Consider the following 23,652-nt stretch of genomic DNA (forward strand, 5'->3'; position numbering starts at 1 on the left):
TCAGACGATGACGCCGTGCCGGCCCAGCGCCCAGCGCACCGGCTCGGCCACCATTTCGTCGGGAAAATCCAAACGCGCCCGCAGCCCCGCCACCACTTCCGGCGTGGTGGGCGCGTTGCCCAGGCCCACCGCCAAGTTAGACAGCCACTTAAGGTAGCCGATGCGGTAAATCGGGCTGCCAGCCATCTTTTCCTTGAACTCGGCCTCGCTCCAAGCGAACAACTCTAGCAAGCTCACGTCGTCCAGACCATGACGCACCGCAAAATCCGTCTCACGGCTATCGACCGCGAAGCGGTTCCACGGACAGAACAACTGACAATCGTCGCAACCGTAAACACGGTTGCCGATCAAGGGCCGCATCTCCTCCGGAATCGCCCGCTTCAATTCTATCGTCAGGTAGGAAATGCAGCGCCGCGCGTCCACGGTATAGGGCGCGACGATGGCCGCCGTGGGACAGACATCGATGCAGCGGGTGCAGCGGCCGCAATGACCGTCCTCCGCCTCGTCCTCCGGCAAGGGCAGATCGGTGAAGACCTCCCCCAGGAAAAACAAGGAGCCCTCGTTCTTGGTCAGCAGCAGAGTATGTTTGCCTCGCCAGCCCAATCCAGCCTGGGCCGCCAGCGCCACCTCTGCCACAGGAGCGCTATCGGTGAACACCCGGTAACCGAAATCGCCGATTTCCCGCTTGATCCGCTCCGCCAGCGCCTGCAGCCGGTTGCGCAAGACCTTGTGATAATCGCGTCCCAGCGCGTAACGCGATAAATAGGCTTTGCCGCCGTCTGCCAGCACTTCGGCCGAAGCGCGGGCCTGCGGCCAGTAATGCATGCGCAGAGAAATAACGGACAGGGTGCCGGGCACCAGATCAGCCGGCTTGACCCGCAAGGAGCCGTGGCGAGCCATATAGTCCATCTCGCCGTGATAACCGGCGGCCAGCCAGGCGTTCAACTTCTGTTCCGCCTCCGGCGGCAGGCCGGCGCGACCGATTCTGGCGTCGGCGAAACCCAATTCGCGCGCCCAGGCTTTGATTTGGCGCGCCAATTCGGGATAATCCGTTTTTTGTAAAGAGTTTTCGGTCATGGCCATGGATGATACCAGCGTTCGCTGCGGCTACCTGGAAGATGAAACCGCCACTCTGGCGCTGGGCAAAGCCTTCGCCGAAGCGGCGCAAGCCGGCCTCGTCGTCTATCTATTAGGCGACCTGGGCGCAGGCAAGACCACGTTCACGCGCGGCCTGCTGACCGCGCTCGGCCATGCCGGCAAGGTCAAAAGCCCCACCTATACTCTGGTGGAGAGCTATTCTTTTCCTCACTATAGCGTGCACCATTTCGACCTGTACCGTTTCGCCGATCCCGAGGAATGGGAGGATGCCGGCTTCCGCGAATACTTCGGTCCGGACAGCCTGTGTCTGGTCGAATGGCCGGACAAGGCCGCGGACCTGCTGCCGCGCGCCGACATCGTGTTGGAACTAGCCGTGGCCGGAAATGGTCGCAATTATCGTTTACTTGCCCACTCAGAAACCGGACAGTCATGCCTGATTCGACTTTCGACCCCATCCGCCGCCGCTTGATCGGCGCCGCGGCCGCCACCTTCATGCTGTCGGTGAGCCGCGTCGGCTTCGCCTCCGGCAGCCAGGTTGTCGCCTTGCGCATATGGCCTGCGTCGACCTATACCCGCATCACGCTGGAAGCCAGCGAGGCCATTCAGTACAAGCAGTTCACCATCCCCAACCCCAACCGCTTGGTGATTGACCTGCAAGGCGTGCAGCTCAACAGCGTGCTGAAAGACATCGGCGGCCAGATTTCCGCCGCCGATCCCTATATCAAGACCGCCCGCGCCGGCCAGTTCGACCCGGAAACCGTGCGCCTGGTGCTGGAGTTGAAAGCCGACGTCAAGCCGCAAGCCTTCACCCTGGCGCCGGTGGCCGAATACAAACACCGGCTGGTGGTGGATCTTTACCCGGCCGGCGGCCAGCAAGACGATCCCCTGCTCGCCCTGCTGCAGGACTACAACAAGGGCAAGCTGGAACAGCCTGGGCCGCAGATCAAGCCCAAGAAAAAAGACAGCAACCGCCCCATCATCGTGATGCTGGACCCGGGCCACGGCGGCGAAGACCCCGGCGCCGTCGGCCTGAACGGCACTCGCGAGAAAGACGTGGTGCTGCGCATCGGTAAACAGTTGAAACGGCTGGTCGACGCGGAAAGCAATATGAAGGCCTATATGACCCGCGAGGAAGACGTGTTCATCCCGCTGGGCGTGCGCGTGGCCAAGGCCCGCAAGCTGAACGCCGACCTCTTTGTGTCCATCCATGCCGACGCCGCGCCCAACCGCGCCGCGCGCGGATCCTCGGTGTTCGCGCTGTCGGAAAAAGGCGCTACCAGCGCCTTCGCCAAGGCACTGGCGCAAAGCCAGAACGACGCCGACCTGATCGGCGGAGTCAAGATTGGCAGCAAGGACAAATACCTGGCGCACACCCTGCTGGACCTGACCCAAACCGCCACCATCAACGACAGCCTGAAACTGGGCAAGACCGTGCTGGGGCATCTGGGCGGCCTCAACAAGCTGCACAAGAGCGCGGTGGAGCAAGCCGGCTTCGCGGTGCTGAAAGCGCCGGACATCCCGTCCATCCTGGTGGAGACCGCCTTCATCTCCAACCCGGAAGAAGAACAGCGCCTGCTCAGCAGCGACTTCCAGCAGCAAATGGCCAATGCCATCTTCACCGGCATGAAGGGTTATTTTTCGCAAGGCGCGGCGCTGGCCGCCCGAGCCTGAGCCGCTCCCTCCCACCAAACGAAACAGGTCCCTGATGGGACCTGTTTTTCATTGAGGCCGGGCGCTCACTCGCCGCGGCTCGCCTCGCTCGGCGACTCTTCCTGCGCCGGCACCCGGTAGCTTTCCGACGCCCACTCGCCCAAATCAATCAAACGGCAGCGCTTGCTGCAAAACGGACGGAACTGGCTTTGCGGCTCCCAGCGCACCGGAGCGCGACAAGTGGGACAGGCGACAACGCGAACAGAATCAGACATGGCTTCTCAAAACGGGGCAAAGACCAGCGCACGCCGGTCAGAACTTGCAATTGGTCAGGTGAAACTCGACATCCTGCTCGGTCTGCCGCGGCCGGGACTCCCCGGTCACCGCGCTGACAAAGCGGATATTGAGCGCATATTTATTGGCGGACAGCTCGGGCAGCAGTTCCAGGCCGCCGTCGTAGGCCACGCGGATCAGCTGCACCACCTTGCCGCCGGACATCTGCTGGAACACGCCTCGGCGCGCCACGTAATGATGGGTCTTGCCGCTATCGCGCAACAGGGTCAACAGAATGCCCGCCGCCTCGGCGGTGGGCATCAATGGCGACGCCCAGCGCTTGATATCCTGGCGCCGCACTTCAGCCGACTTCTGCTGCCACTGGTGATAGGACGGCAAATCGAACTGGCAGGTGCCGCCGGGAATGCCAGCGCGCTGCTTGATCGCCATCAGCCACTCGTTTTCACGCAAGTGTTGACCAAACTTGCCGGTCAGCGCCAGCAAACGGCTGGACGCGTGCTCAATGTCCTCCAGCACCCCCTCCAGGGTCTCCTCCGCCACCTGCGGATTCTCGCGCAGCGCTTCCAGCATCTGTTTCTGCCGCTCCAGCTCCTGCAGCAGATCCGCCTTCAAATCCGCGCGCGAGGCGGTTTCCATCAGCTCGAACAACACCAGCAGGGCCGCATGATGATCATACGGATGGTCCTTGCCGATGAAATACCCAAGACGTGCGTAGAGATGCTCCAGGCGGAGCAGGATGCGGGTTCGCTCGGTGACGGGAAACTCAAAACTGATCACGGCGCATCGGCCCTTCTGCTTGGCTCGCGAGAGCCCGGTTATGATCTATCGGCTAGGCTGGCAAGATAATAATCGTGTTTGGCGTCGACTTGAAGCCTCAATGCAGCCAAGCTGTCATTATTACAAATTATATCGTCGGCGCGTTCACGTCGCTGCGCTCGCGAACATTGCGCCGCCATGATCGCGCGCACGGCTTTTTCGTCCATGCCGTTGCGCCACATCACCCGCTCTAGTTGCACCGACTCGTCGCAGTCCACCAGCAAGGTACGCGACAGCATCGGCAGATAATGCCCGGTTTCGAACAATAAGGGCACCACCAGCACGCAATACGGCCCGCGCGCAGCGGCCACCCCGGCTTCGCTCTGCCGTCGGATCAGCGGATGCAACACGCTCTCAAGCCGCTGCCGGCTGCTTGAGTCGGCGAACACCCGCTCGCGCATCCAGCCCCGATCCAAACCACCATCCGCTCGCACCGCCTCCGCGCCGAACTCCGCCTCCAAGGCCGGCATCGCCGCGCCGCACGGGCCGGTCAACTCATGCGCGATGGCGTCGGTATCAATCACCGGCACGCCCAATTCAGCGAAACGATCAGCCGCCGCGCTTTTGCCGGAACCAATGCCGCCGGTCAAACCCACGACTTTAATAGGCATGCAAATACCAATTCACAATGTCCTGCCCCCAGATCAAAGCGATCCAGCCGGCGGCCGCAAGATAAGGGCCAAACGGCAGCGGCTGACCGCGTCCGTGCTTGGACAGCAAAATCAAGATCACGCCCACCACTGCCCCCACCAGCGAAGACAGCAAAATCACCAAGGGCAGCAAAGTCCACCCCAACCACGCGCCCAAAGCGGCCAGCAGCTTGAAGTCGCCATAGCCCATGCCCTCCTTGCCGGTGGCCAGCTTGAAGCCGTGAAACAGCAACCACAGGCACAGATAACCCGCCATCGCGCCGATCACCGCGTCCACCAGCGGCACGGTGCCAGTCAGCAAATTGAATAACAAGCCCCCCCACAGCAAGGGCAAAGTCAGGTTGTCCGGCAGCAGCTGCGTATCCGCGTCGATAAAAGTCAGGGCCAGCAGCACCGCGGTCAAACCCATATAGGCCGGCAGCTGTTCCGACCAGCCGAAACGCCAGGCCAGGAAAGCGAACAACAGCCCGGTCGACAGCTCCACGACCGGATAGCGCCAAGGGATCTTGGCTCGGCAACTGCCGCAGCGTCCGCGCAGCAACACAAAGCTCAACACCGGGATATTCTGCCACGGACGCACCGCGGCCCGGCATTGCGGGCAGTGCGAGGCAGGCCGCATTAAGTTGTAGGGCTCGGACGTCTCGCCCTCTTCCAGCTGCAGACAATCAACGCAATTGCGCCGCCACTCGGCCTCCAGCATCTTGGGCAAGCGATGAATGATCACATTCAAAAAACTGCCAACCAACAAACCCAGCGCCAGCGCCGCGCCGGCGAAAGCCAGCGGGTACGAGCCGGCGATCCAGCGCCACTCCTCAATCATCCAACCACCTGACCCATTTTGAAAATCGGCATATACATCGCAATGATCAAACCGCCGATCAATACCCCCAGAATCACCATGATGGCCGGCTCCAGCAAACTGGACAGCGCGGCAACCGCATTGTCGACTTCTTCTTCGTAAAAATCCGCCACCTTGTCCAACATCTGGTCCAGCGAGCCGGACTCCTCCCCAATCGAGGTCATCTGCAGCACCATATTAGGGAACAAGTCGGTCCGCTGCATCGAATAGTTGAGGCTGGAACCGGTGCTGACATCGTTCTGAATCCGCTTGGTGGCATCCGCGTACACCTGGTTGCCGGAGGCGCCGCCCACCGAATCCAGCGCTTCCACCAAGGGCACCCCGGCGGCGAACAAGGTAGACAAGGTGCGCGCCCAACGCGCGATAGTGGCCTTGCGGATGATATCGCCGATCACCGGCAGGCGCAGCAGGATGCGATCCATCTGCTCTTGCAACTTGGGCGTTCGCTTGAAGGCGTAGAGAAAGCCGAACAGGCCGCCGAAAATCACCCCGAAGATCAGCCACCAGTAATGGACAAAGCCATCCGACAACCAGATCACGAACAGCGTCGGCGCCGGCAAATTGGCGCCGAAACTAGAGAACAAATCCTTGAATGCCGGAATCACGTAAATCATGATTACGGCGGTAATGATGAAGGCAGTGCCGACAATGGCAGACGGGTAGATCAGGGCCGACTTGATCTTGCCCTTGATCGCCATCACTTTTTCCTTGTAAGTGGCCAATTTGTCCAGCAAGGAGTCCAGCACGCCGCCGGTTTCGCCCGCGGCGATGATGTTGCAGAACAGCTTGTCAAAGTACAAGGGACGTTTGCGGAAGGACTCCGCCAGCGACAAGCCGGTTTCAACGTCGGCGCGCACCTCCAGCAGCATCTTGGTCACGGCTGGATTGCTGTGACCCTTGGCCGCGATATCGAAAGCCTGCAACAAGGGCACCCCGGCGCGCATCATGGTCGCCAGTTGCCGGGTGAACAAGGTGATGTCCCGTTCGGTGATGCGTTTGCCGAAGCCTCCGCGCCGACGCTTGATCTTGACGACATTGATGCCCTGACGCCGCAGTTGAGTCTTGGCCACCGCCTCGGACTCCGCTCGCAGTTCCCCGCGTATCGCCTTACCCGCCTTGTCCTTGCCTTCCCATTCCCAGACAAAGCCCGGCGTCGCTTTTTTTGCTACCGTGACTGCCATTCCATGGCCTCTTTCTTATTCCAAGCCGTTAAGTCAGCGTTCCGGCGGCCGCCGGAGGCGCAAAACCGCTCTTAGACCCTGTTCAAAGTCTCGAAAGCAAGAGCGACACAAGGCGAAAAGGGCTGAGAAAGCGGAGTGTACAAGTGGTACATGAGCATTTCGAAGCGATTTTCAACGCCGCATCGCCGACGCGCGCAGGTCGTGAACAGGTTCTTACTCGTTAGTCACCGCTTCAATCTCCGTCAACGACGTCAACCCCGCCTTCACCTTCAGCAAACCGGCATGGCGCAAGTCCACCATGCCCTCCTTGCGCGCCAGGTCGGCGATATCGATGGCGGTGCCGTTTTGCATGATCAAACGCGTCATCGCATCGGTAATCGGCATCACTTCGTAAATACCGGTACGGCCACGGTAGCCGGTGTTGCGACACTCCTCGCAACCCACCGGCGCGTAGGGCTTCCAGCTTCCATCCAACTCCTCTTGCTTGAATCCCGCCCGCAGCAATGCCTCCTCCGGAATCTCCGCCGGTTTCTTGCAATGCGCGCACAAACGGCGCGCCAAACGCTGCGCCATGATCAGCAACACCGAGCTGGCGATGTTGAACGGCGCCACCCCCATATTCAGCATCCGGGTCAAAGTCGCCGGCGCGTTATTGGTGTGTAGAGTGGAAAACACCATATGGCCGGTCTGAGCCGCCTTGATCGCGATGTCCGCCGTTTCGAAATCCCGGATCTCACCCACCATGATCACGTCGGGATCCTGACGCAGGAAGGCCTTCAAGGCCGAAGCGAAGGTCAGCCCGGCACGCTCGTTGACGTTGACCTGATTGATGCCCGGCAAGTTGATTTCCACAGGGTCTTCGGCGGTGGCGATATTGATATCCGGCTTGTTCAACAGATTGAGGCAGGTGTACAAGGACACCGTTTTACCGCTACCGGTAGGTCCGGTGACCAGCACCATGCCGTAGGGCCGCGCAATCGCGTCCAGCAGTAGGCGTTTCTGCTCCGGCTCAAAACCCAACTGCTCAATATCCAGATTCGCCGCCGACGAATCCAGAATACGCATGACGATCTTCTCGCCGTACAAGGTGGGCAAGGTGCTGACCCGGAAGTCGATTGCCCGCGCCTTGGAGATGACCAGCTTCATCCGGCCATCCTGCGGCACTCGCTTCTCCGAAATATCCAGCTTGGAAATCACCTTGATCCGGGAGGCGATCTTTTCCTTCAATACCAGGGGCGGCTGCGAAATCTCCTTCAACACCCCGTCTACCCGGTAGCGGATGCGATAGAACTTCTCATAGGGCTCGAAATGAATATCGGACGCGCCGCCATTGATCGCATCCAACAACACCTTATGGATGAACTTGACCACAGGCGCATCATCGACATCCGGCTGTGGGCCGGCATCGGTCGGCGCATCCGGATCGGCGAATTCAAGATCGCCAAAATCCTCGTTCTCCAGGGCCTTGATCGCGGCGGTGGCATCCTCGCTGTACTTGCCGAGCATCTTGCCCAGCTTATCGTCCTCCACCACCACGATTTCCACCGTCATCCCAGTCTTGAAGGTGATGGCGTGATAGGCGGAGGTCTGGGTGGGGTCGGAAGTGCCTACATACAGCTTGTTGCCACGCTTGAGCAGGGGCAGCAAGCGCCGGCTGGCGATCAGCTCGTCATCAACCACACCCTTGGGCAACTGATCAAGATCAATGGCCGACATATCCAGCAAAGGGTAACCAAAGGTCTTGGACGCGAACATCGCCACATCCTGCGCCGTCATCTTCTTGCTCTGAATCAGCTGCTCGACAAAGCTGATGTGCGATGCCTGAGACTGGCGCAGGATTGCGTCCGCATCCTGCTGCAACAGCATATTGTTTTGCACCAAGGCCCGACCCAAGCCGGAAATGCCAGCCGAAGCTTCCATACGCTTGCAACTCACCAGTGAACAGATTAGACAACACCGCGCGGCGCTCCTGAGTCAGAGCTCGCCACCTTGAAGACCACCGCACTACCGTTACAACATTATATGCAAAATGCGGGGGCTACTTTGACTTAAATCCCGGCGTGGCCGGATTACGCCAAGCATCCACGCCAAAACAAAAAGGACTGCCGAAGCAGTCCTTTCAAGCTCAAGTTCAAATATGCTTAGAAGCGGTGTATCAGGCCCAGGCCAAAGGAGTTTTCCTTGTCCAGAGTACCGTCTTTCCACTTCACGTGACCGTAGGAGGTGTAAACCTCGGTACGCTTGGACAAAGCATAGTCCAGAGCCAAAACAAACTGATCGTAGCCGGACTTGTCGATGGTATTGCCGTTCAAGCTGGCATCGTAACCTTTGACATAAGAGAAGTACGGGGTAAAGGCTCCAAAGGTGTAACCGAGGGTCAGAGCCGCTTCTTTGGTTTTCAACTTCAGCGAGTTGATTGCCGCGTTAGCCTGAGCCAAAGTCAGGCCAGGATTATTCGCGACCAAATTCGCAGCAACGATATCACTTACTGCCGTGCCGACTTTACCATTGTAGAAACTGCCGAAGCCATAACCCTGAATTTGCTGATAGCCCAAAGCTACGTAGAGGTTGTTGGCCATATAACCAGCTTCAAGACGATGCCAGTCTTTGTTGCCGCCAACTTTGTCAGCGTCGTTCCAGTTCTGGTAGTTGTACTTACCAAAGAAACCGGAGTTTTCATAACTCAGACCCAGGTTCCAAGTCTGGTTATTGGTAGTGGAGCCGTTAACAACCTTGCGACTTTCATCGGTGCCATACAGCAAGGCAAAGCTGAAGCCATTCCAGTTCGGGCTATCATAACGCACTGCGTTATTAACACGATCATCCAAGCGGGTGAAGTAACCCAAACCGCCAACGCTCTGGTTGCTGTAGTAGCCAGGGTCAACTTGCTCCATCATATCGTTGGCGTAGTTGGAGAGGCGGCCCAAGCGAACCTTACCCCAGCTGTCGCCGGCCAAGCCGATGAAACTGTCGCGCGTCGCGAAAGTATCGCCGCTATTGGAGGCTCCATCGATATGCACGCGGTTCTCGACCTGCCAGATGGCTTTCAAACCGTTGCCCAAGTCCTCGTTGCCCTTGAAACCAATGCGGGAAGTCCAGTCGTTGATCTCAGAGCCGCCTTGCAGCTTGTTGTTGCCATCCAAGCTGATTGTGGAGCTGTAGGTCTTGTTGTACTCGTAACCACCACGGATTTCACCGTAGATGGTGACGTCGGCCATCGCGGCGGCGGCCGGCATCAGGGCGGCGATTGCAAGAGCGATATGCGTCTTGTTCATTGCAGTTCCTTTCAAGTCAGTTGATGTTGTCCTGTTGATTTCGCTGTTCTAAAGCCAGAGAACCCGGACATTTATGTGCCACCGATATGCTTCGGTGATCGCTAGCCTCAATATAAGACCGACGTTGCGAAAAAACAAAAACAGCATGTACTTTCGACAAAAAATCACTCAAAAAAACAACACCATCATCACAAGGCATTGTTTTACATGAACCTACCCCCTAAACACCGCAACCATTCAGATGCAATTATGCAACACAAGCGGTAACTTGGTGCAAAAAAGCAACAAACTATCAGGCATACAAATGGACCACACATTGTCAGACAATCAAACCGAAAAAAATCCCCCTGCCAGCAACGCCGTGCTTTACTGGCTCAGACGCGATTTGCGCCTGGAAGACAACCACGCGTTGCGGCAAGCGCTTGCCTCGGGGCAGCCGGTTCAATGCGTCTTTGTTTTCGATAGCAATATTCTCAACACACTCCCCCCCACCGATCGACGCCTCGGCTTCATCTGGCAGTCCTTGCGGGAGATTCAGGATACCCTGCGCGCGGCGGGCGGCGATCTGTGGTGCGAAACGGGACCCGCCGAGGACATTATCCCCAGGCTGGCAGCGCAGCTAGGTGCCGATGCCGTTTACGCGAACGAGGATTACGAGCCTTATGCGCGCCGGCGAGACACCATGGTTGCCCAAACCTTGGCGACGATGGGCAAGACCTTTCACGCCTACAAGGACCAGGTCATTTTCGCCCGGGACGAGTTGCTCACGGCCAGCGGAAAGCCATTCACCGTGTTTACCCCGTATTGCAATGCCTGGCTCAAGAAGCTGAGCCCACAGCACAGCCAAGCGCTGACGGTGCCGTCGCTGACCGGCCGACTACGCTCCCCAGCGGGTACGCCGGCCATGCCCAGCCTTGAAGAACTAGGATTTGCCCAGACCGAGCCTTGCTTGCTGGCAGCGGGCGCATCCGGTGCAAAAGAACTGTTTGCCGATTTTTGCCAGCAACGCATCCAACGCTACCATCAACAGAGAGACTATCCAGGCGTAAAGGGCGTGTCCTACCTCTCCACCCACTTGCGTTTCGGCACCATCTCGATTCGCCAATTGGTGCAATTCGCCAACTTCGACGGCGGCGAAGGCGCAATGTGCTGGCTGAAGGAGTTGATCTGGCGGGAGTTTTATCAGCAACTGCTGTGGCACTTCCCGGATGCGGCCACTCACAGCTTCAAGCCGCAATACCGCGACCTGCCCTTTCCCAATCGCTTGGACTGGTTGGAAAGCTGGCAGAAAGGACTAAGCGGTTATCCGCTGATTGATGCGGCCATGCGACAACTGAACCAAACCGGCTATATGCACAACCGGCTGCGCATGATCGCCGCCAGCTTTCTGGTCAAGGATCTGCTGATTGACTGGCGCCTGGGAGAACGCTATTTCGCGGAGAAACTGCTGGATTTCGATCTGGCGTCGAACAACGGCGGCTGGCAATGGGCCGCTTCCACCGGCTGTGACGCACAGCCCTATTTCCGCATCTTCAACCCGGTCACTCAATCGCAGAAATTCGACCCGGATGGGCGCTTCATCCGCCGATACGTACCGGAGCTGGCGGCGCTAAACGATCAGGCGATTCACGCCCCCTGGCAAGCCAAGGCGCTGCCGGAAGGCTTCAAACTGGGCCGAGACTATCCGCTTCCCATCGTCGACCACGCCGAGCAGCGGCAGCTGGCGTTGGCACTCTTCGGCAAGCAATGAAAAACGCCCGCATCAGCGGGCGTTGTTTCCTGCAAACCGTTGCCAGACAAGCATCAGGACTTTTTCTTGGCCGCCGGCTTAGAAGCTTCTTTCTTGGCGCCGGTCACCGGCTTGGCAGCCGCTGCAGCCGGTTTGGCGGCGGCACCGGGCTTGGCCGCCGCTTTCGGAGCAGCGCTGGACGCTCCGCTGACCGCGATCTCGCTGCGCAGTTTTTCCAAGGTCTTGTCGCCGATCCCACTGACATTCTTCAGGTCGTCGACACTCTTGAACGCTCCGTGTTTGGCGCGGTATTCCACAATGGCCTTGGCCTTGACCGGGCCGATGCCGTTCAACGCCTCCAACTCCTGCTGGTTAGCGGTGTTGATATTGACGGCGGCAAAAGCGGTGCCGCAAATCAGCATCAGGGCGGCAAACAGGGCTAACAATTTTTTCATCATTGATCTCCTTGTGAGACAGGACTGAGCAACCTCAACCGCGTTGCAGGATCAATTCTATGACGACCTTGCTGCCAATGTAAGCCAGCGCCAAGGACAGGAAACCAGCCAAAGTCCAACGAATCGCCACCCGACCACGCCAGCCTTGCAACTTACGGCCGATCAACAAGCCGCCAAACAGCAGCCAGGACAACACGGCGAAAACGGTCTTGTGCGTCAGCGCCGCGGCGTGCCCCAGCACTTCCTCGGAAAACACCACCCCGGTCAACAAAGAAACCGTCAACAACAAAAAGCCCACGCCAATCACTTGGAACATCATTTTTTCAAGGGAAAGCAAAGGCGGCAATTGTCTAAGCAGCGGAGACGCCCGTTTATCATGCAGGGCCTTTTCCAAAAACAGCATCAAAGTGGCGATCAGGGCGCCGATGGCGAACAGGCTATAGGCGAACAAGGACACCAGAATATGCAGCACAAAAGCCGGATTGCTCAGATCCTGAACCACGTGTTGGCCGGGAAACAGCAAGGCGAAGCCCAGCGCTGCCATCGCCAGCGGCATCATGAACAGCTGCAAACCTTCCACGCGATAGAAAAAACTGCAGGTCCAGTAAATCAGCAGCATGATCCACACCATGACCGACAGCGCGCGGCCCACGCCAAGAGACAGCAAAGGCCCCTGAGTCAGCGGCAACAGCACGGCAATCGCCTGCAGCAGCAGCAGCACGCCCAATAGGCTGTGTTCCAGCCGCGGCTTGCGCGGCCAGCAAGCCAAGCCGCGCCAGTTGGCGAAGTAATGCCAGGTGAAGACCCCGTAAGAGAGGATCAGCGCAATAGAAAGTATGAGCAGGAAGCTGGTCATGGCGGGTGTTTTATCAAAACCGGGTGCAGCCCGGCCGCTCGTGGTAAAATCAGTAGTTTGAGAGTCTACACCAACCGGCAAGCCGTTGGCAGAAGTAAGGACGCACCATGCTAGACAACCTGACCAGCCGCCTGTCCGGCGTGATGAAAAATCTGCGCGGCAATGCGCGCTTGACCGAGGCCAATATCCAGGACGCGATGCGAGAAGTGCGCATGGCCCTGCTGGAGGCCGACGTCGCCCTCCCCGTGGTCAAAACCTTTATCGCCCAGGTCAAGGAACGCGCCCTGGGCCAGGACGTGGCCGGCAGCCTGACTCCGGGCCAGGCCCTGGTGGGCGTGGTCAATGAAGAATTGACCAAACTGATGGGCGAGAAGAACGACGCCCTCAATCTGGCGGCCGTGCCCCCTGCCATCGTACTGATGGCCGGCCTGCAGGGCGCCGGTAAAACCACCACGGTGGGCAAACTCGCCAAGCTGCTGAAAGAGACCCAGAAGAAAAAAGTGCTGGTCGTCTCCGCCGACGTCTACCGTCCCGCCGCGATCGAACAGTTGAAACTGCTGGCCCAGCAGGTCGAAGTCGAATGGTTCCCCTCTTCCGGCGACCAGAATCCCGTCGACATCGCCCGCGCCGCGGTGGATCACGCCAAGCGCCATTTCTTCGATGTCCTGATGGTCGACACCGCCGGCCGCTTGGCCATCGACGAGGCGATGATGGCCGAGATCAAGGCGCTGCACGCGGCGCTGAATCCGGTGGAAACCCTGTTCGTCGTCGATGCGATGCAGGGCCAAGACGCGGTCAACACTGCCCAGGCTTTCAATGAAGCGCTGCCTCTGACTGGCGTCATCCTCACCAAGATGGACGGCGACTCGCGCGGCGGCGCGGCGCTGTCGGTCCGCCACATCACCGGCAAGCCAATCAAATTCATCGGCGTCGGCGAAAAGGTGTCCGGCCTGGAACCCTTCCACCCGGACCGCATCGCCAGCCGCATTCTGGGCATGGGCGATGTGCTGTCACTGATCGAGGAAGTGCAAAAAGGCATCGATCAGGACGAAGCCGCCGCCATGGCCAAGAAGTTGAAATCCGGCAAGGGTTTCGACCTTGAGGACTTCAAGGCCCAGATGCAGCAGATGAAGAAAATGGGCGGCATGAGCAATCTGCTGGAGAAAATGCCGGGGCAACTGGGCCAGATGGCCAAAGGCGTGCAGGGCGCGGAGGCGGAAAAAGCCATGCGCCGCATTGAAGGCATCATCAACTCGATGACGCCGCAAGAACGCCACAAACCAGAGTTGCTCAAAGCCAGCCGCAAGCGACGCATCGCCGCCGGCGCCGGCGTGACGGTGCAGGAAGTCAACAAGCTGCTGAACCAGTTCGAGCAGACGCAGAAAATGATGAAGCAGTTCTCCTCCAAGGGAGGCATGATGAAAATGCTTCGCGGCATGAAGGGCATGATGCCCGGCATGTAAGCTGAAACGGGTGCCTGGCACCCGTTTTTCTTGATGTAAAAGGATTTCGATGTCGCTCGATGTTGCCGTTCTGACCGATTCGCGCCTGCTGCTGCCGGACGACCGCGACTGGTATCGCCGCCAGGTTCATCATGAGGACGGCTTGGTCCTGGCAGCGCTACAGCGCCAGGGTTTGCTTGTTCGTCGTCTGGCCTGGGACGACCCAGACATGGACTGGGCCGGCGCGCGCTGCGCGCTGTTCCGCACCACTTGGGATTACTTCGAGCGCCTGCCCGTGTTTTCCGACTGGCTGGCGCGCGCGGCCGGCCAAACGCGGCTATTCAACGAGATTGGGCTCATTCGCTGGAATCTGGACAAACACTACCTGGCCGAACTGCAACAAAACGCTGTTCATACGGTGGACACGCACTACATTGAGAAAGGCGCGCCGCAAACACTGCGCCAACTACTGGCGGAACGAGGCTGGAACGACGCCATCTTGAAGCCGGTCGTCTCCGGCGCCGCCCGACACACCTATCGCGTCGCCCCGGCGAACGCTGAAACGCTGGAATGTGTGTATGCCGAGCTGATCCAACAAGAAGCCATGTTGCTGCAACCCATGCAACACAGCGTGTTGACCCAGGGGGAGCTGTCCCTGATCGTCATCGATGGTCATTTCAGCCACGCCATCCGCAAAACGCCGAAGTCCGGCGACTTCCGCGTGCAGGACGACCACGGCGGCCAGGTGCACCCGCATCAGGCCGACGCGCAAGAAATCGCCTTTGCAGAAGCCGCCGTGCAAGCAGTGCCTTTCGACGTGCTTTACGCGCGCGTCGACGTGATTCGCGATAACCATGGCCGCCTGGCGGTCATGGAGTTGGAAATGATCGAACCGGAGCTGTTTTTCCGCTTCCGGCCGCAAGCCGCGGAGGAGTTGGCCGCGGCGCTCGCGCGACGCCTGCGTTGAGCATTAAGGGATTTTGTACCGCAACCCGCCAAAACACCGGCAACCCACGTTTGGAACTACCCAGCATGAACCTGACCACGCTGACCGCCCTAAGCCCCCTGGATGGCCGCTACGCCGGCCAAGTCGAGGCCTTGCGCAATCTGTTTTCCGAGTACGGCCTGATGAAGTTCCGCATTAAAGTGGAGCTGGAATGGCTGAAGATGCTGGCCGCCGAGCCAGGCATCGAGGAAGTGCCTTCCTTCTCGGAAGCCACCATCCGTGAAATCGACGACGTGATCGCCAACTTCAACGTACAGCACGGCGAAGAGGTCAAAGCCATCGAGGCGCGGACCAATCACGACGTGAAAGCCATCGAGTACTGGCTGAAGGAACGTCTGTCCGGCAACCCGGAAGTCATGGCGGCCAGCGAGTTCATCCACTTCGCCTGCACCTCCGAAGACATCAACAACCTGTCGCACGCGCTGATGCTGAAAACCGCGCGCAACACCGTAGTGCTGCCCACCATCGACGAAGTCATCCACAAGCTGCAAAAACTGTCGCATGAGCTGGCCGACACCGCGATGATGTGCCGTACCCACGGCCAGCCGGCGACACCGTCCACCATGGGCAAGGAACTGGCCAATACGGTCTACCGCCTGAAACGCCAACGCGAACAACTGGTACACCAGGAAATCCTCGGCAAGATCAACGGCGCGGTGGGCAACTACAACGCCCATCTGGTCGCTTACCCCGACATCGACTGGGAAAGCTTCTGCGGCCGCTTCGTCACCGGCCTGGGTCTGACCTTCAACCCTTACACCATCCAGATCGAACCGCACGACTATATGGCCGAGCTGTATCAGGTTCTGGCGCGGGTCAACACTATCCTGGTCGACCTGAACCGCGATATCTGGGGCTATATCTCGCTTGGCTATTTCAAGCAGAAGGTGAAGAAGGACGAAGTCGGCAGCTCCACCATGCCGCACAAGGTCAACCCGATCGACTTCGAAAACGCCGAGGGCAATCTGGGCATGGCCAACGCCATCCTGGGCCACTTGGCGGAAAAACTGCCGGTATCGCGCTGGCAGCGCGACCTGACCGACTCCACGGTTCTGCGCAATATGGGCGTGGGCTTCGGCTACACCCTTCTTGGCCTCAAAGCCTGCCTGAAGGGCTTGAGCAAGCTGGAAATCAATCCGCAGGCGATTGCCGCCGATCTGGACAACAGTTGGGAACTGTTGGCGGAGCCGGTGCAAACCGTAATGCGGCGCCACGGCGTGCCCAATCCGTACGAACAGTTGAAGGAATTGACGCGCGGCAAGGGCGGCATCACCCGTGAAACCTTGCATGCCTTCATCAAAAACCTGGAACTACCGGAAACGGAAAAAGCCCGCCTGCTGGAATTAACCCCGGCCAGCTATATCGGCAAGGCATCGGAACTGGCCAAGCGCATTTAATCACGCCTGCTCGAGCAATAAAAAAACCGCCGTTACCCGGCGGTTTTTTTAATTCAGCGGCCATTGATCGGACAGACCACTGGAAGGAAAACAAAAAACCCAGCTTTCAAAAGAAAGCTGGGTTTTTGAATTTGGTTGCGGGGGCAGGATTTGAACCTACGACCTTCGGGTTATGAGCCCGACGAGCTACCAGACTGCTCCACCCCGCGTCAGAGAGGTTGCATATTATACAAGCCACTCCTGGCTGTCAAGATATTTCTATCTTGAGCCAATTCAAACACTCCAATCCACCCAGCCCAACTGCCATGTGGCCAATATCACCAAGCCGAATACGATGCGATACCAGGCGAACGCATTGAAGTTGTGGCTGGACACATAGCGGATCAAACCACGCACCGCGAAGAAAGCGCTGATGAACGCCGCGATGAAACCAACGCCTATCACCGGCACATCCGCGGCGGTGAATTGGTGCCAATGCTTGTACACATCGTAGAACGTGGCCGCGAACATGGTAGGCACCGCCAGGAAAAAGGAAAACTCCGTGGCGACCTTGCGATCCAGGCCAAACAACATGCCGCCGATAATGGTGGAACCGGAGCGCGATGTGCCGGGCACCATGGCAAACACCTGAGCGACCCCCACTTTCAAGGCGTCTTGCCAGCTCATCGCATCCACGCTGTTCACCCGCGGCACGCGCTGCCTGCGCTCAACCAGCAGAATGATGATGCCGCCCACCACCAAGGCCAGCGCCACGGTCAGCGGGTTGAACAAATAGTGCTTGATCGCCTTGATCGCGAAGAAACCGATGACCGCCGCCGGCATAAAGGCCACCAACAAGTTGCTGATGAAGCGCAACGACTGGGCATCCCGCTGCAAAGCGCCCTGCGCCACGCTCAGAAAACGCTGGCGGTACTCCCAAACCACTGCCAGGATTGCTCCCAGCTGAATCACCACCTCAAACACGTCCGCATTGTTTTGAAAACCGATCAGATCCCCCACCACAATCAAGTGCCCGGTGCTGGAAATCGGAAAAAACTCCGTCACCCCTTCGACGATGCCCAGCAATAAAGCCTTGGCCAACAGCATCAAGTCCATGTCCATCCATCCCCCATCAAGGTTTAATATGCGCAAAAGGCAGCCCCGGGGCTGCCTTCTTCACCAAGCGTCTTGCTCGATTCTTATTTTTTCTCGGCTCGCGCCTTGACCACCAGCTCGTTGATCACCTGCACCATGCGCTCCGGCGCCACCGGTGTCACTACGTATTTACCGTTGATAATCACTGTCGGGGTACCCTGAATCGCATAATCGCGAGTCATCTTGGCCGCCTTGGCCACCTGTGCGTTCACACCAAAGGATTTGTACGCCTGCATCACCTTGGCAGCGTCAACGCCCTTCTGCTGCTTGAGCCAGTTGGCGAACACGCCCTCGTCAGACAGATTGACGCGCGACTTCACCACCGCCTCGAAAGCCGGGCGGTGCAGTTTGTCGTAGGTGCCGGTGGTTTTGAAAGCGGAGAACATGCGCACGAAGCCTTCCATCGACTTTTGCCACACGATCTGTTCCTTGGAGAACGCCACGTCCGCGGGCTTGCTCTTTTCCCAAGCGCTCATCGCCGACTCAAGTTCTAGGCAGTGAATGCAGTGGTAAGAGAAGAACTCGATGACCTCCACCTTTTTCGGATCCGCCACCGGCTGCGGCGTAGCCAGCATGGTGTAATCCTTGCCCAGCTCAATCGCCGCGTTTGCCAGCCCGCTGAACAGCATCAACGAAAGCAATAACCACTTTTTCATTATCGATTCCCTAAATAGAGGAAGAGTTTATTCCGCCTTGACGACTGTCGCGCCAATGCCATCCTGCTTCAACTGAGCCTTCACCCGATCCACCTCGTCCTGACGGTTGTACGGCCCCACCCTGACCCGATGCACCAGCCCCTTTTCCGGCACAGTCACCGACTGGATTTTGGCCTCCACGCCCAACAAAGCCAGCTTGGCCTTGAGGTTGTCCGCCTCGTCCTGATTCTGGAAGGACCCCAGCTGCAAGTAGACCTTTTTGGCCGCCTGCTGAGCAGAAGGTTCCGTCGCCTTGCCGTTCTTGCCGGGCACCGCGTCCACCTGGCCAGGCAAGATTTTGTAGAAGTCAAAGCGCTGCTCTTCCTTGCCCGCGTCCTTGACCGCCGGCGCGGCGGCCGGCTTGGCGGGAACTTCCGCCGGCATCGGCGGTGGAGCGGACGGGGGCTCTTGAGCCGGCTTGGCCACCGGGGCCGGCGCGGTAACGGTTTCCGAAGCGGCGTCCGCAATACGCGTGCCCGGGGCCAGCAGCTCCGTCGGCGGCGCGGAAGCGCCGGCCGCTTTGCGATCCAACTTTTCCAAGTTGCTGAACGGCGTAGAGGACTTATTCAGATACATGGCGAGGCCAACCGCGACGGCAACGCCGACGATCAGACCGATGACGATGCCCGCCACCATGCCGCCGCCTCCGCTTTTGGAGCTGGATGAACGGCCACGGGAACTACGGGAGGAATTTTTTAAATCTCGATTTGCCATGCAGCACTTACGCTTTTAACTAATCAAATAGTTCAACAAACTATCTGGATTGATCAATTCTTTATTTATTGTTAGCCATTAGGCATTGCCGCGCGTCGTAATTGAATCGCCTGCAACACATGCTCCCGCATGACCATAGCCTGACCCTGTAAATCGGCAATGGTTCTGGAAACCCGAAGTATCCGATGATAACTGCGCGCCGACAAGCCGATCTTGTCCAAAACTTGCCGCAATAATGCCAGCCCTTCGGCGTGAAAATCGCCAAGCGCCTCCAGCTCCGCCCCGCTCAAGCCCGCATTCGCCTTTCCTTGCCTAGCCAATTGTCGACGATACGCCGACTCCACCCGTTCACGCACCAAAGCGCTGGGCTCGCCGGCGGCCCCATCCACCAAGGCCTCGGCAGGCAAGGACTGCACTTCAACATGCAAATCGATGCGATCCAACAAGGGACCGGAGATTTTACCTCGATAGCGCCCCACTTGCTCGGGCGTGCACCGGCATTTTCCGCTGAAATGCCCAAGATAGCCACACGGGCAGGGATTCATTGCCGCAATCAGCTGAAATCGCGCGGGAAAACTGGCTTGGCGCGCGGCGCGCGAGATGTGGATCACGCCGGCCTCCAGCGGCTCGCGCAAGACCTCCAGCACTTTGCGATCGAACTCCGGCAATTCGTCCAGAAACAAAACGCCATGATGCGCCAGGCTAATTTCCCCTGGCCGGGGGTCACTGCCTCCACCCACCAACGCCACCGCGGACGCGGTATGGTGCGGGGCACGGAAAGGCCTTACGCCCCAATCGTCCAGGGCGAAGCCATCGGTCCCCAAAGAACGCACGGCCGCGCTTTCCAGCGCCTCTTCGTCCGGCATGCCCGGCAAGATGCCGGGCAGGCGGGCGGCCAACATGGATTTACCGGTGCCGGGTGGCCCGATCAACAAGAGGCTATGCCGCCCGGCCGCAGCCACTTCCAACGCATGGCGCGCCAAGGACTGGCCTTTGATATCCAACAGATCAAGGTAATCAGGCAGCGAGCGGGATGGGCCACCCTCTTGTCGATACGGCTCCAGCTCGGAGAGACCGTTGAGAAAGGCGCAGGCCTCAACCAGGCTGCTCACGCCATATAAAGGCATGCCCTCAAGCACGGCAGCCTCCCTGGCGCTGGCTACCGGCAAGATGAAGGCGCGCCCCGCTTCCCTCGTCTTGCACGCCATCGCCAAGGCCCCGCGCACCGGCCGCAAAGCCCCGGTCAAGGCCAGCTCTCCGGCAATTTCATATTCCGCCAACTTGGGACAACGTACCTGTCCGCTGGCAACAAGAATGCCAATGGCGATGGGCAGGTCAAAACGGCCGGAGTCTTTGGGAAGATCGGCCGGGGCAAGGTTGACGGTGATGCGCCGGGCCGGGAACTCAAAACCAGAGGTCAAGATTGCCGCGCGGACCCGCTCCCGGCTTTCCTTCACCTCCAGGTCAGGCAAGCCGACAATGGTGAAAGCGGGCAAGCCGTTGGCCAAATGTACTTCCACCGCAACCTCAGGCGCGTCCACTCCGGCCAGCGCCCGGCTTGCAACCACGGCCAGCGCCATGTCGCTTAGGAGTGACCGAGTTCTGACTGGGCCTCTACCGTGGCTCGCGCCTCATCCGGGAACACCTGCGCCTCTAAGCGCGCTAGCTTCTGCTCCAGCTGAGCCAGCTTCTCTCGGGTCCGCACCAACACTTCCTGCTGCACGTCGAACTCTTCGCGCGTCACCAGATCCATTTTGCTGAATGTGGAGGCCATCATCGCTTTGACGTTTTTCTCGATGTCCTTGGCCGGACTGGCGGCAATAGTTTCGCTGATCTTGTTGCCGATTTCCTCGAACAGCTTTTGGCTCAACATGACGCGGCTCCTTGAATGAATAAGTGATAACAGAGCAGAGTGTAGCAAAAAGCCAAGTCCGCCACCCGCCAGCGCGTACCCATTGGCATCCCCCATCCCAACTCCGCGCCCTTCGCGGCACCAAATCAGTGCGGCACCTCAGCGCCGCATGCACCGGGAAAGTGCCAAAAAGGCCAGTACAGACCTTTTTTGCATTGCAACATGATCTTAGCGTTTTCTTTTGCGCCAATCCGGCCTGGCACGATTCATGCGTATTGACGCGACAGCAGCGCTCACCTCAAGACACCGGATCATCAGACCCAAGGAGCAGTCATGAAACTCGTTTCTGCCATCATCAAGCCCTTCAAGCTGGACGAAGTCCGCGAAGCCTTGTCCGCCATCGGCGTGCAAGGCGTCACCGTCACCGAAGTCAAAGGCTTCGGTCGCCAGAAAGGGCATACCGAACTCTACCGCGGCGCCGAATACGTGGTGGACTTCCTGCCCAAGGTCAAACTGGAGATCGCCATAGACGACGCTTTGCTCGATCAGGTCGTGGAAGCCATCGAAAAATCCGCCCGCACCGGCAAGATCGGCGACGGCAAGATCTTCGTCTACGACCTGGAGCAAGTGGTGCGCATCCGCACCGGCGAAACCGGCGCCGACGCGGTCTGAACCGCAATAGAGACTTAGGGGAAACGACAATGAAAAAACTGCTCGCAACCATTCAGCTCGCCGGCTTGGGCCTAATGGCCCCGCTGGCGTTCGCCGCCGCGCCGGCAGGCCCGGCGATTGCCGACGCCAAGAGCATCAGCGCCGGCGACACCGCCTGGATGCTGATTTCCACCGCCTTGGTGCTGTTCATGACGATTCCCGGCCTGGCGCTGTTCTATGGCGGCATGGTGCGCAAGAAAAACGTGTTGGCGACGCTGATGCAAAGTTTCGCCATCACCGCGCTGATCACGGTGTTGTGGGCCGTCATCGGCTACAGCCTGGCCTTCACCGTCGGCACGCCTTATCTCGGCGACTTGAGCCGCGTGATGCTGGACGGCATGGTTTACCTGAAAGACGCCGGCAAATTGGCGGTACATCCGCTGGCCGGGACCATACCGGAATCGGTGTTCATGACCTTTCAGATGACTTTCGCCATCATCACCCCCGCGCTGATCACCGGGGCCTTCGCCGAGCGAATGAAGTTTTCCGCCATGCTGGTCTTTATGGCCCTGTGGTCCTTGCTGGTCTACGTGCCGGTGGCGCACTGGGTCTGGGCGCCGGGTGGCTGGATGGCGGACAAGGGCGTGCTGGACTTCGCCGGCGGAACCGTAGTGCACATCAACGCCGGTATCGCCGGCTTGGTAACCGCCTTGGTACTGGGCAAGCGCGTCGGTTTCGGCAAGGAAGCGATGCCCCCCCATAACCTGGTGCTGACCCTGGTGGGGGCATCAATGCTGTGGGTGGGCTGGTTCGGCTTCAACGCGGGTTCCGCCGCGGCTGCGGACGGCCGCGCCGGCATGGCCATGGTCACTACCCAGCTAGCCACCGCCGCCGCCGCGCTGGCCTGGATGTTTGCCGAATGGCTTACCAAGAAAAAGCCTTCGGTGCTGGGCATTGCGTCGGGCGCTGTCGCCGGCTTGGTCGCCATCACGCCCGCGGCCGGCTTCGTCGACGTCAAAGGCGCTCTGATTATCGGCCTGGCAGCCGGCGTGGTGTGCTTCTGGGGCGCCACCGGACTCAAGCACATGCTGGGCTATGACGACTCTTTGGACGCCTTCGGCGTACATGGCATCGGCGGCATCCTGGGCGCCTTGCTCACCGGTGTCTTCGCGGTAAAAGAAATCGGCGGCGCGGAAGGCAGCCTCGCGGCTCAAGCGCTAGGCGTGGGCGTCACCGCGGCCTATTGCGCCGTCGTCACCTTCATCCTGCTGAAGCTAATCGATGTAGCGATTGGACTGCGCGTCGCGGAAGACGAAGAACGCGAGGGACTGGATGTGATCCTGCACGGGGAGCGCGTCGAATAAATCCAGAGGACTGTCCCCCGAAATACATACTATAAACTCCAAATCAATAAGTTAGCGTAGTATGGACACTATTAGCAATACTATTAATTTCTTGACCTTCCCCCGCTTGGTATCCCAGTCATGAGTTAGCGACCTGGACCGGTTGGGGTTGGTGTTTTTTCCGGTACTCGACCGGGGTCATATAACCCAGCGCACTATACGGCCTGGCGGCGTTGTAATTCAGGCGCCAAGCTTCAATTTTCAGCCGGACATCAAGCAGGTTGCGGAAGGCATGCTGGTTCAAGCATTCCGACCGGAACCGACCTTAAAACTTTCCAAGTGAGCGTTACCGTTGACAAATTTCTGCCTCACGCCGAAGCCCGTTCAAAGGCCTCGGGGCTGATGCCACCCAGGTAACTATGGCGGCGGATTCGATTGTAAAAAAACTTCGATGTAATCGAATACATCTGACTTGGCCAAGTCGCGGGTTTTGTAAATCCGTTTGCGGATACGCTCCTTCTTCAGACTGTGAAAGAAGGACTCTGCCACGGCGTT

The 23,652-nt window shown here is 59.0% G+C and carries 23 protein-coding genes, 1 tRNA gene and 2 pseudogenes; 8 read left to right on the top strand and 18 right to left on the bottom strand.

Annotation, left to right across the window (positions count from 1 at the left end; translation table 11 throughout):
* Complete coding sequence (gene queG / locus BR71_RS12855; RefSeq protein ID WP_324606831.1) at window positions 1-1,083, bottom strand: tRNA epoxyqueuosine(34) reductase QueG; 1,083 nt, start codon at window positions 1,081-1,083, stop codon at window positions 1-3.
* On the opposite strand from queG, the gene tsaE reads away from it, so the two are divergent.
* Together tsaE and BR71_RS12865 are read left to right on the top strand one after the other, a co-directional pair.
* Window positions 1,082-1,567: a tRNA (adenosine(37)-N6)-threonylcarbamoyltransferase complex ATPase subunit type 1 TsaE gene (tsaE, locus tag BR71_RS12860; protein ID WP_370551756.1), complete on the top strand. Its 486-nt coding sequence runs from the start codon at window positions 1,082-1,084 to the stop codon at window positions 1,565-1,567. The two genes, queG and tsaE, sit on opposite strands and share 2 nt — an antisense overlap.
* The gene (locus tag BR71_RS12865) at window positions 1,528-2,769 is read left to right on the top strand and encodes an N-acetylmuramoyl-L-alanine amidase (RefSeq protein ID WP_043637921.1); all 1,242 of its coding nucleotides are present in this window, start codon (window positions 1,528-1,530) and stop codon (window positions 2,767-2,769) included. Before tsaE ends, BR71_RS12865 begins: the two co-directional genes overlap by 40 nt.
* A 65-nt stretch (window positions 2,770-2,834) precedes the next feature.
* Here BR71_RS12865 and yacG read toward each other — a convergent pair whose 3' ends face one another.
* The 7 genes from yacG to BR71_RS12900 form a co-directional block, all read right to left on the bottom strand.
* Entirely contained in the window at window positions 2,835-3,023 is a 189-nt protein-coding gene (yacG, locus tag BR71_RS12870) for a DNA gyrase inhibitor YacG (RefSeq protein WP_043591348.1), read from the bottom strand.
* Between the two features lie 37 nt (window positions 3,024-3,060).
* Window positions 3,061-3,819 (bottom strand): cell division protein ZapD, encoded by a 759-nt coding sequence (gene zapD / locus BR71_RS12875; protein WP_019100891.1) that lies wholly within the window; start codon window positions 3,817-3,819, stop codon window positions 3,061-3,063.
* Window positions 3,820-3,857: 38 nt separating this feature from the next.
* Window positions 3,858-4,469: a dephospho-CoA kinase gene (gene coaE / locus BR71_RS12880; RefSeq protein WP_043637922.1), complete on the bottom strand. Its 612-nt coding sequence runs from the start codon at window positions 4,467-4,469 to the stop codon at window positions 3,858-3,860.
* Window positions 4,459-5,328 carry a prepilin peptidase gene (locus BR71_RS12885; protein WP_043637925.1) on the bottom strand — a complete coding sequence of 290 codons (870 nt, stop codon included), beginning with the start codon at window positions 5,326-5,328 and terminating at the stop codon, window positions 4,459-4,461. Before BR71_RS12885 ends, coaE begins: the two co-directional genes overlap by 11 nt.
* Window positions 5,325-6,548 carry a type II secretion system F family protein gene (locus BR71_RS12890; RefSeq protein ID WP_043637928.1) on the bottom strand — a complete coding sequence of 408 codons (1,224 nt, stop codon included), beginning with the start codon at window positions 6,546-6,548 and terminating at the stop codon, window positions 5,325-5,327. The genes BR71_RS12885 and BR71_RS12890 overlap by 4 nt, the downstream gene beginning before the upstream one ends.
* A 213-nt stretch (window positions 6,549-6,761) precedes the next feature.
* Entirely contained in the window at window positions 6,762-8,468 is a 1,707-nt protein-coding gene (gene pilB, locus BR71_RS12895; protein ID WP_043637931.1) for a type IV-A pilus assembly ATPase PilB, read from the bottom strand.
* A gap of 221 nt (window positions 8,469-8,689) precedes the next feature.
* Entirely contained in the window at window positions 8,690-9,823 is a 1,134-nt protein-coding gene (locus tag BR71_RS12900; RefSeq protein ID WP_043637934.1) for a porin, read from the bottom strand.
* Between the two features lie 304 nt (window positions 9,824-10,127).
* Between BR71_RS12900 and BR71_RS12905 the strand changes: the two genes are divergently transcribed.
* Window positions 10,128-11,573 carry a cryptochrome/photolyase family protein gene (locus BR71_RS12905; RefSeq protein ID WP_052370543.1) on the top strand — a complete coding sequence of 482 codons (1,446 nt, stop codon included), beginning with the start codon at window positions 10,128-10,130 and terminating at the stop codon, window positions 11,571-11,573.
* 53 nt (window positions 11,574-11,626) lie between these two features.
* Here BR71_RS12905 and BR71_RS12910 read toward each other — a convergent pair whose 3' ends face one another.
* Together BR71_RS12910 and BR71_RS12915 are read right to left on the bottom strand one after the other, a co-directional pair.
* Window positions 11,627-12,007, bottom strand: a complete 381-nt coding sequence (locus BR71_RS12910) for a ComEA family DNA-binding protein (RefSeq protein ID WP_043637938.1) — start codon at window positions 12,005-12,007, stop codon at window positions 11,627-11,629.
* Between the two features lie 34 nt (window positions 12,008-12,041).
* Complete coding sequence (locus BR71_RS12915; RefSeq protein ID WP_043637940.1) at window positions 12,042-12,863, bottom strand: cytochrome C assembly family protein; 822 nt, start codon at window positions 12,861-12,863, stop codon at window positions 12,042-12,044.
* A 107-nt stretch (window positions 12,864-12,970) separates the two neighbouring features.
* Here BR71_RS12915 and ffh point away from each other — a divergent pair, with 107 nt between their 5' ends.
* The 3 genes from ffh to purB all read left to right on the top strand — a co-directional run bounded on the left by ffh (window position 12,971) and on the right by purB (window position 16,708).
* Window positions 12,971-14,326 (top strand): signal recognition particle protein, encoded by a 1,356-nt coding sequence (gene ffh, locus BR71_RS12920; protein ID WP_043591367.1) that lies wholly within the window; start codon window positions 12,971-12,973, stop codon window positions 14,324-14,326.
* 49 nt (window positions 14,327-14,375) lie between these two features.
* On the top strand, window positions 14,376-15,272 hold the full coding sequence (locus tag BR71_RS12925) for an ATP-grasp domain-containing protein (protein ID WP_043637942.1): 897 nt from the start codon (window positions 14,376-14,378) through the stop codon (window positions 15,270-15,272).
* 65 nt (window positions 15,273-15,337) lie between these two features.
* The gene (gene purB, locus BR71_RS12930; RefSeq protein WP_043637946.1) at window positions 15,338-16,708 is read left to right on the top strand and encodes an adenylosuccinate lyase; all 1,371 of its coding nucleotides are present in this window, start codon (window positions 15,338-15,340) and stop codon (window positions 16,706-16,708) included.
* Between the two features lie 132 nt (window positions 16,709-16,840).
* Here purB and BR71_RS12935 read toward each other — a convergent pair.
* The 6 genes from BR71_RS12935 to BR71_RS12960 form a co-directional block, all read right to left on the bottom strand.
* Window positions 16,841-16,917: transfer RNA gene (locus BR71_RS12935), tRNA-Met, on the bottom strand.
* A 64-nt stretch (window positions 16,918-16,981) separates the two neighbouring features.
* Complete coding sequence (locus BR71_RS12940; RefSeq protein WP_043637980.1) at window positions 16,982-17,803, bottom strand: undecaprenyl-diphosphate phosphatase; 822 nt, start codon at window positions 17,801-17,803, stop codon at window positions 16,982-16,984.
* A gap of 83 nt (window positions 17,804-17,886) precedes the next feature.
* Window positions 17,887-18,498, bottom strand: coding sequence for a thiol:disulfide interchange protein DsbA/DsbL (locus tag BR71_RS12945; RefSeq protein ID WP_043637948.1), 612 nt, complete (start codon window positions 18,496-18,498; stop codon window positions 17,887-17,889).
* 27 nt (window positions 18,499-18,525) lie between these two features.
* Entirely contained in the window at window positions 18,526-19,173 is a 648-nt protein-coding gene (locus BR71_RS12950) for an SPOR domain-containing protein (protein ID WP_244269626.1), read from the bottom strand.
* Between the two features lie 149 nt (window positions 19,174-19,322).
* Window positions 19,323-20,831: a YifB family Mg chelatase-like AAA ATPase gene (locus tag BR71_RS12955; RefSeq protein WP_043637954.1), complete on the bottom strand. Its 1,509-nt coding sequence runs from the start codon at window positions 20,829-20,831 to the stop codon at window positions 19,323-19,325.
* A gap of 5 nt (window positions 20,832-20,836) precedes the next feature.
* Window positions 20,837-21,124: an accessory factor UbiK family protein gene (locus BR71_RS12960; RefSeq protein WP_043637957.1), complete on the bottom strand. Its 288-nt coding sequence runs from the start codon at window positions 21,122-21,124 to the stop codon at window positions 20,837-20,839.
* A gap of 312 nt (window positions 21,125-21,436) precedes the next feature.
* Between BR71_RS12960 and glnK the strand changes: the two genes are divergently transcribed.
* Together glnK and BR71_RS12970 are read left to right on the top strand one after the other, a co-directional pair.
* Entirely contained in the window at window positions 21,437-21,775 is a 339-nt protein-coding gene (gene glnK / locus BR71_RS12965; protein WP_043591378.1) for a P-II family nitrogen regulator, read from the top strand.
* A gap of 74 nt (window positions 21,776-21,849) precedes the next feature.
* Window positions 21,850-23,118, top strand: coding sequence for an ammonium transporter (locus BR71_RS12970; RefSeq protein ID WP_370624293.1), 1,269 nt, complete (start codon window positions 21,850-21,852; stop codon window positions 23,116-23,118).
* Between the two features lie 118 nt (window positions 23,119-23,236).
* Here BR71_RS12970 and BR71_RS25140 read toward each other — a convergent pair.
* Both BR71_RS25140 and BR71_RS23600 read right to left on the bottom strand, forming a co-directional pair.
* Window positions 23,237-23,410: pseudogene (locus tag BR71_RS25140) on the bottom strand (integrase core domain-containing protein); the annotation flags it as partial.
* A 55-nt stretch (window positions 23,411-23,465) separates the two neighbouring features.
* A pseudogene (locus tag BR71_RS23600) lies at window positions 23,466-23,652 on the bottom strand (IS3 family transposase); the annotation flags it as partial.

It is taken from the genome of Chromobacterium haemolyticum DSM 19808, from assembly GCF_000711885.1.
In the GTDB taxonomy this organism is placed as follows: domain Bacteria; phylum Pseudomonadota; class Gammaproteobacteria; order Burkholderiales; family Chromobacteriaceae; genus Chromobacterium; species Chromobacterium haemolyticum.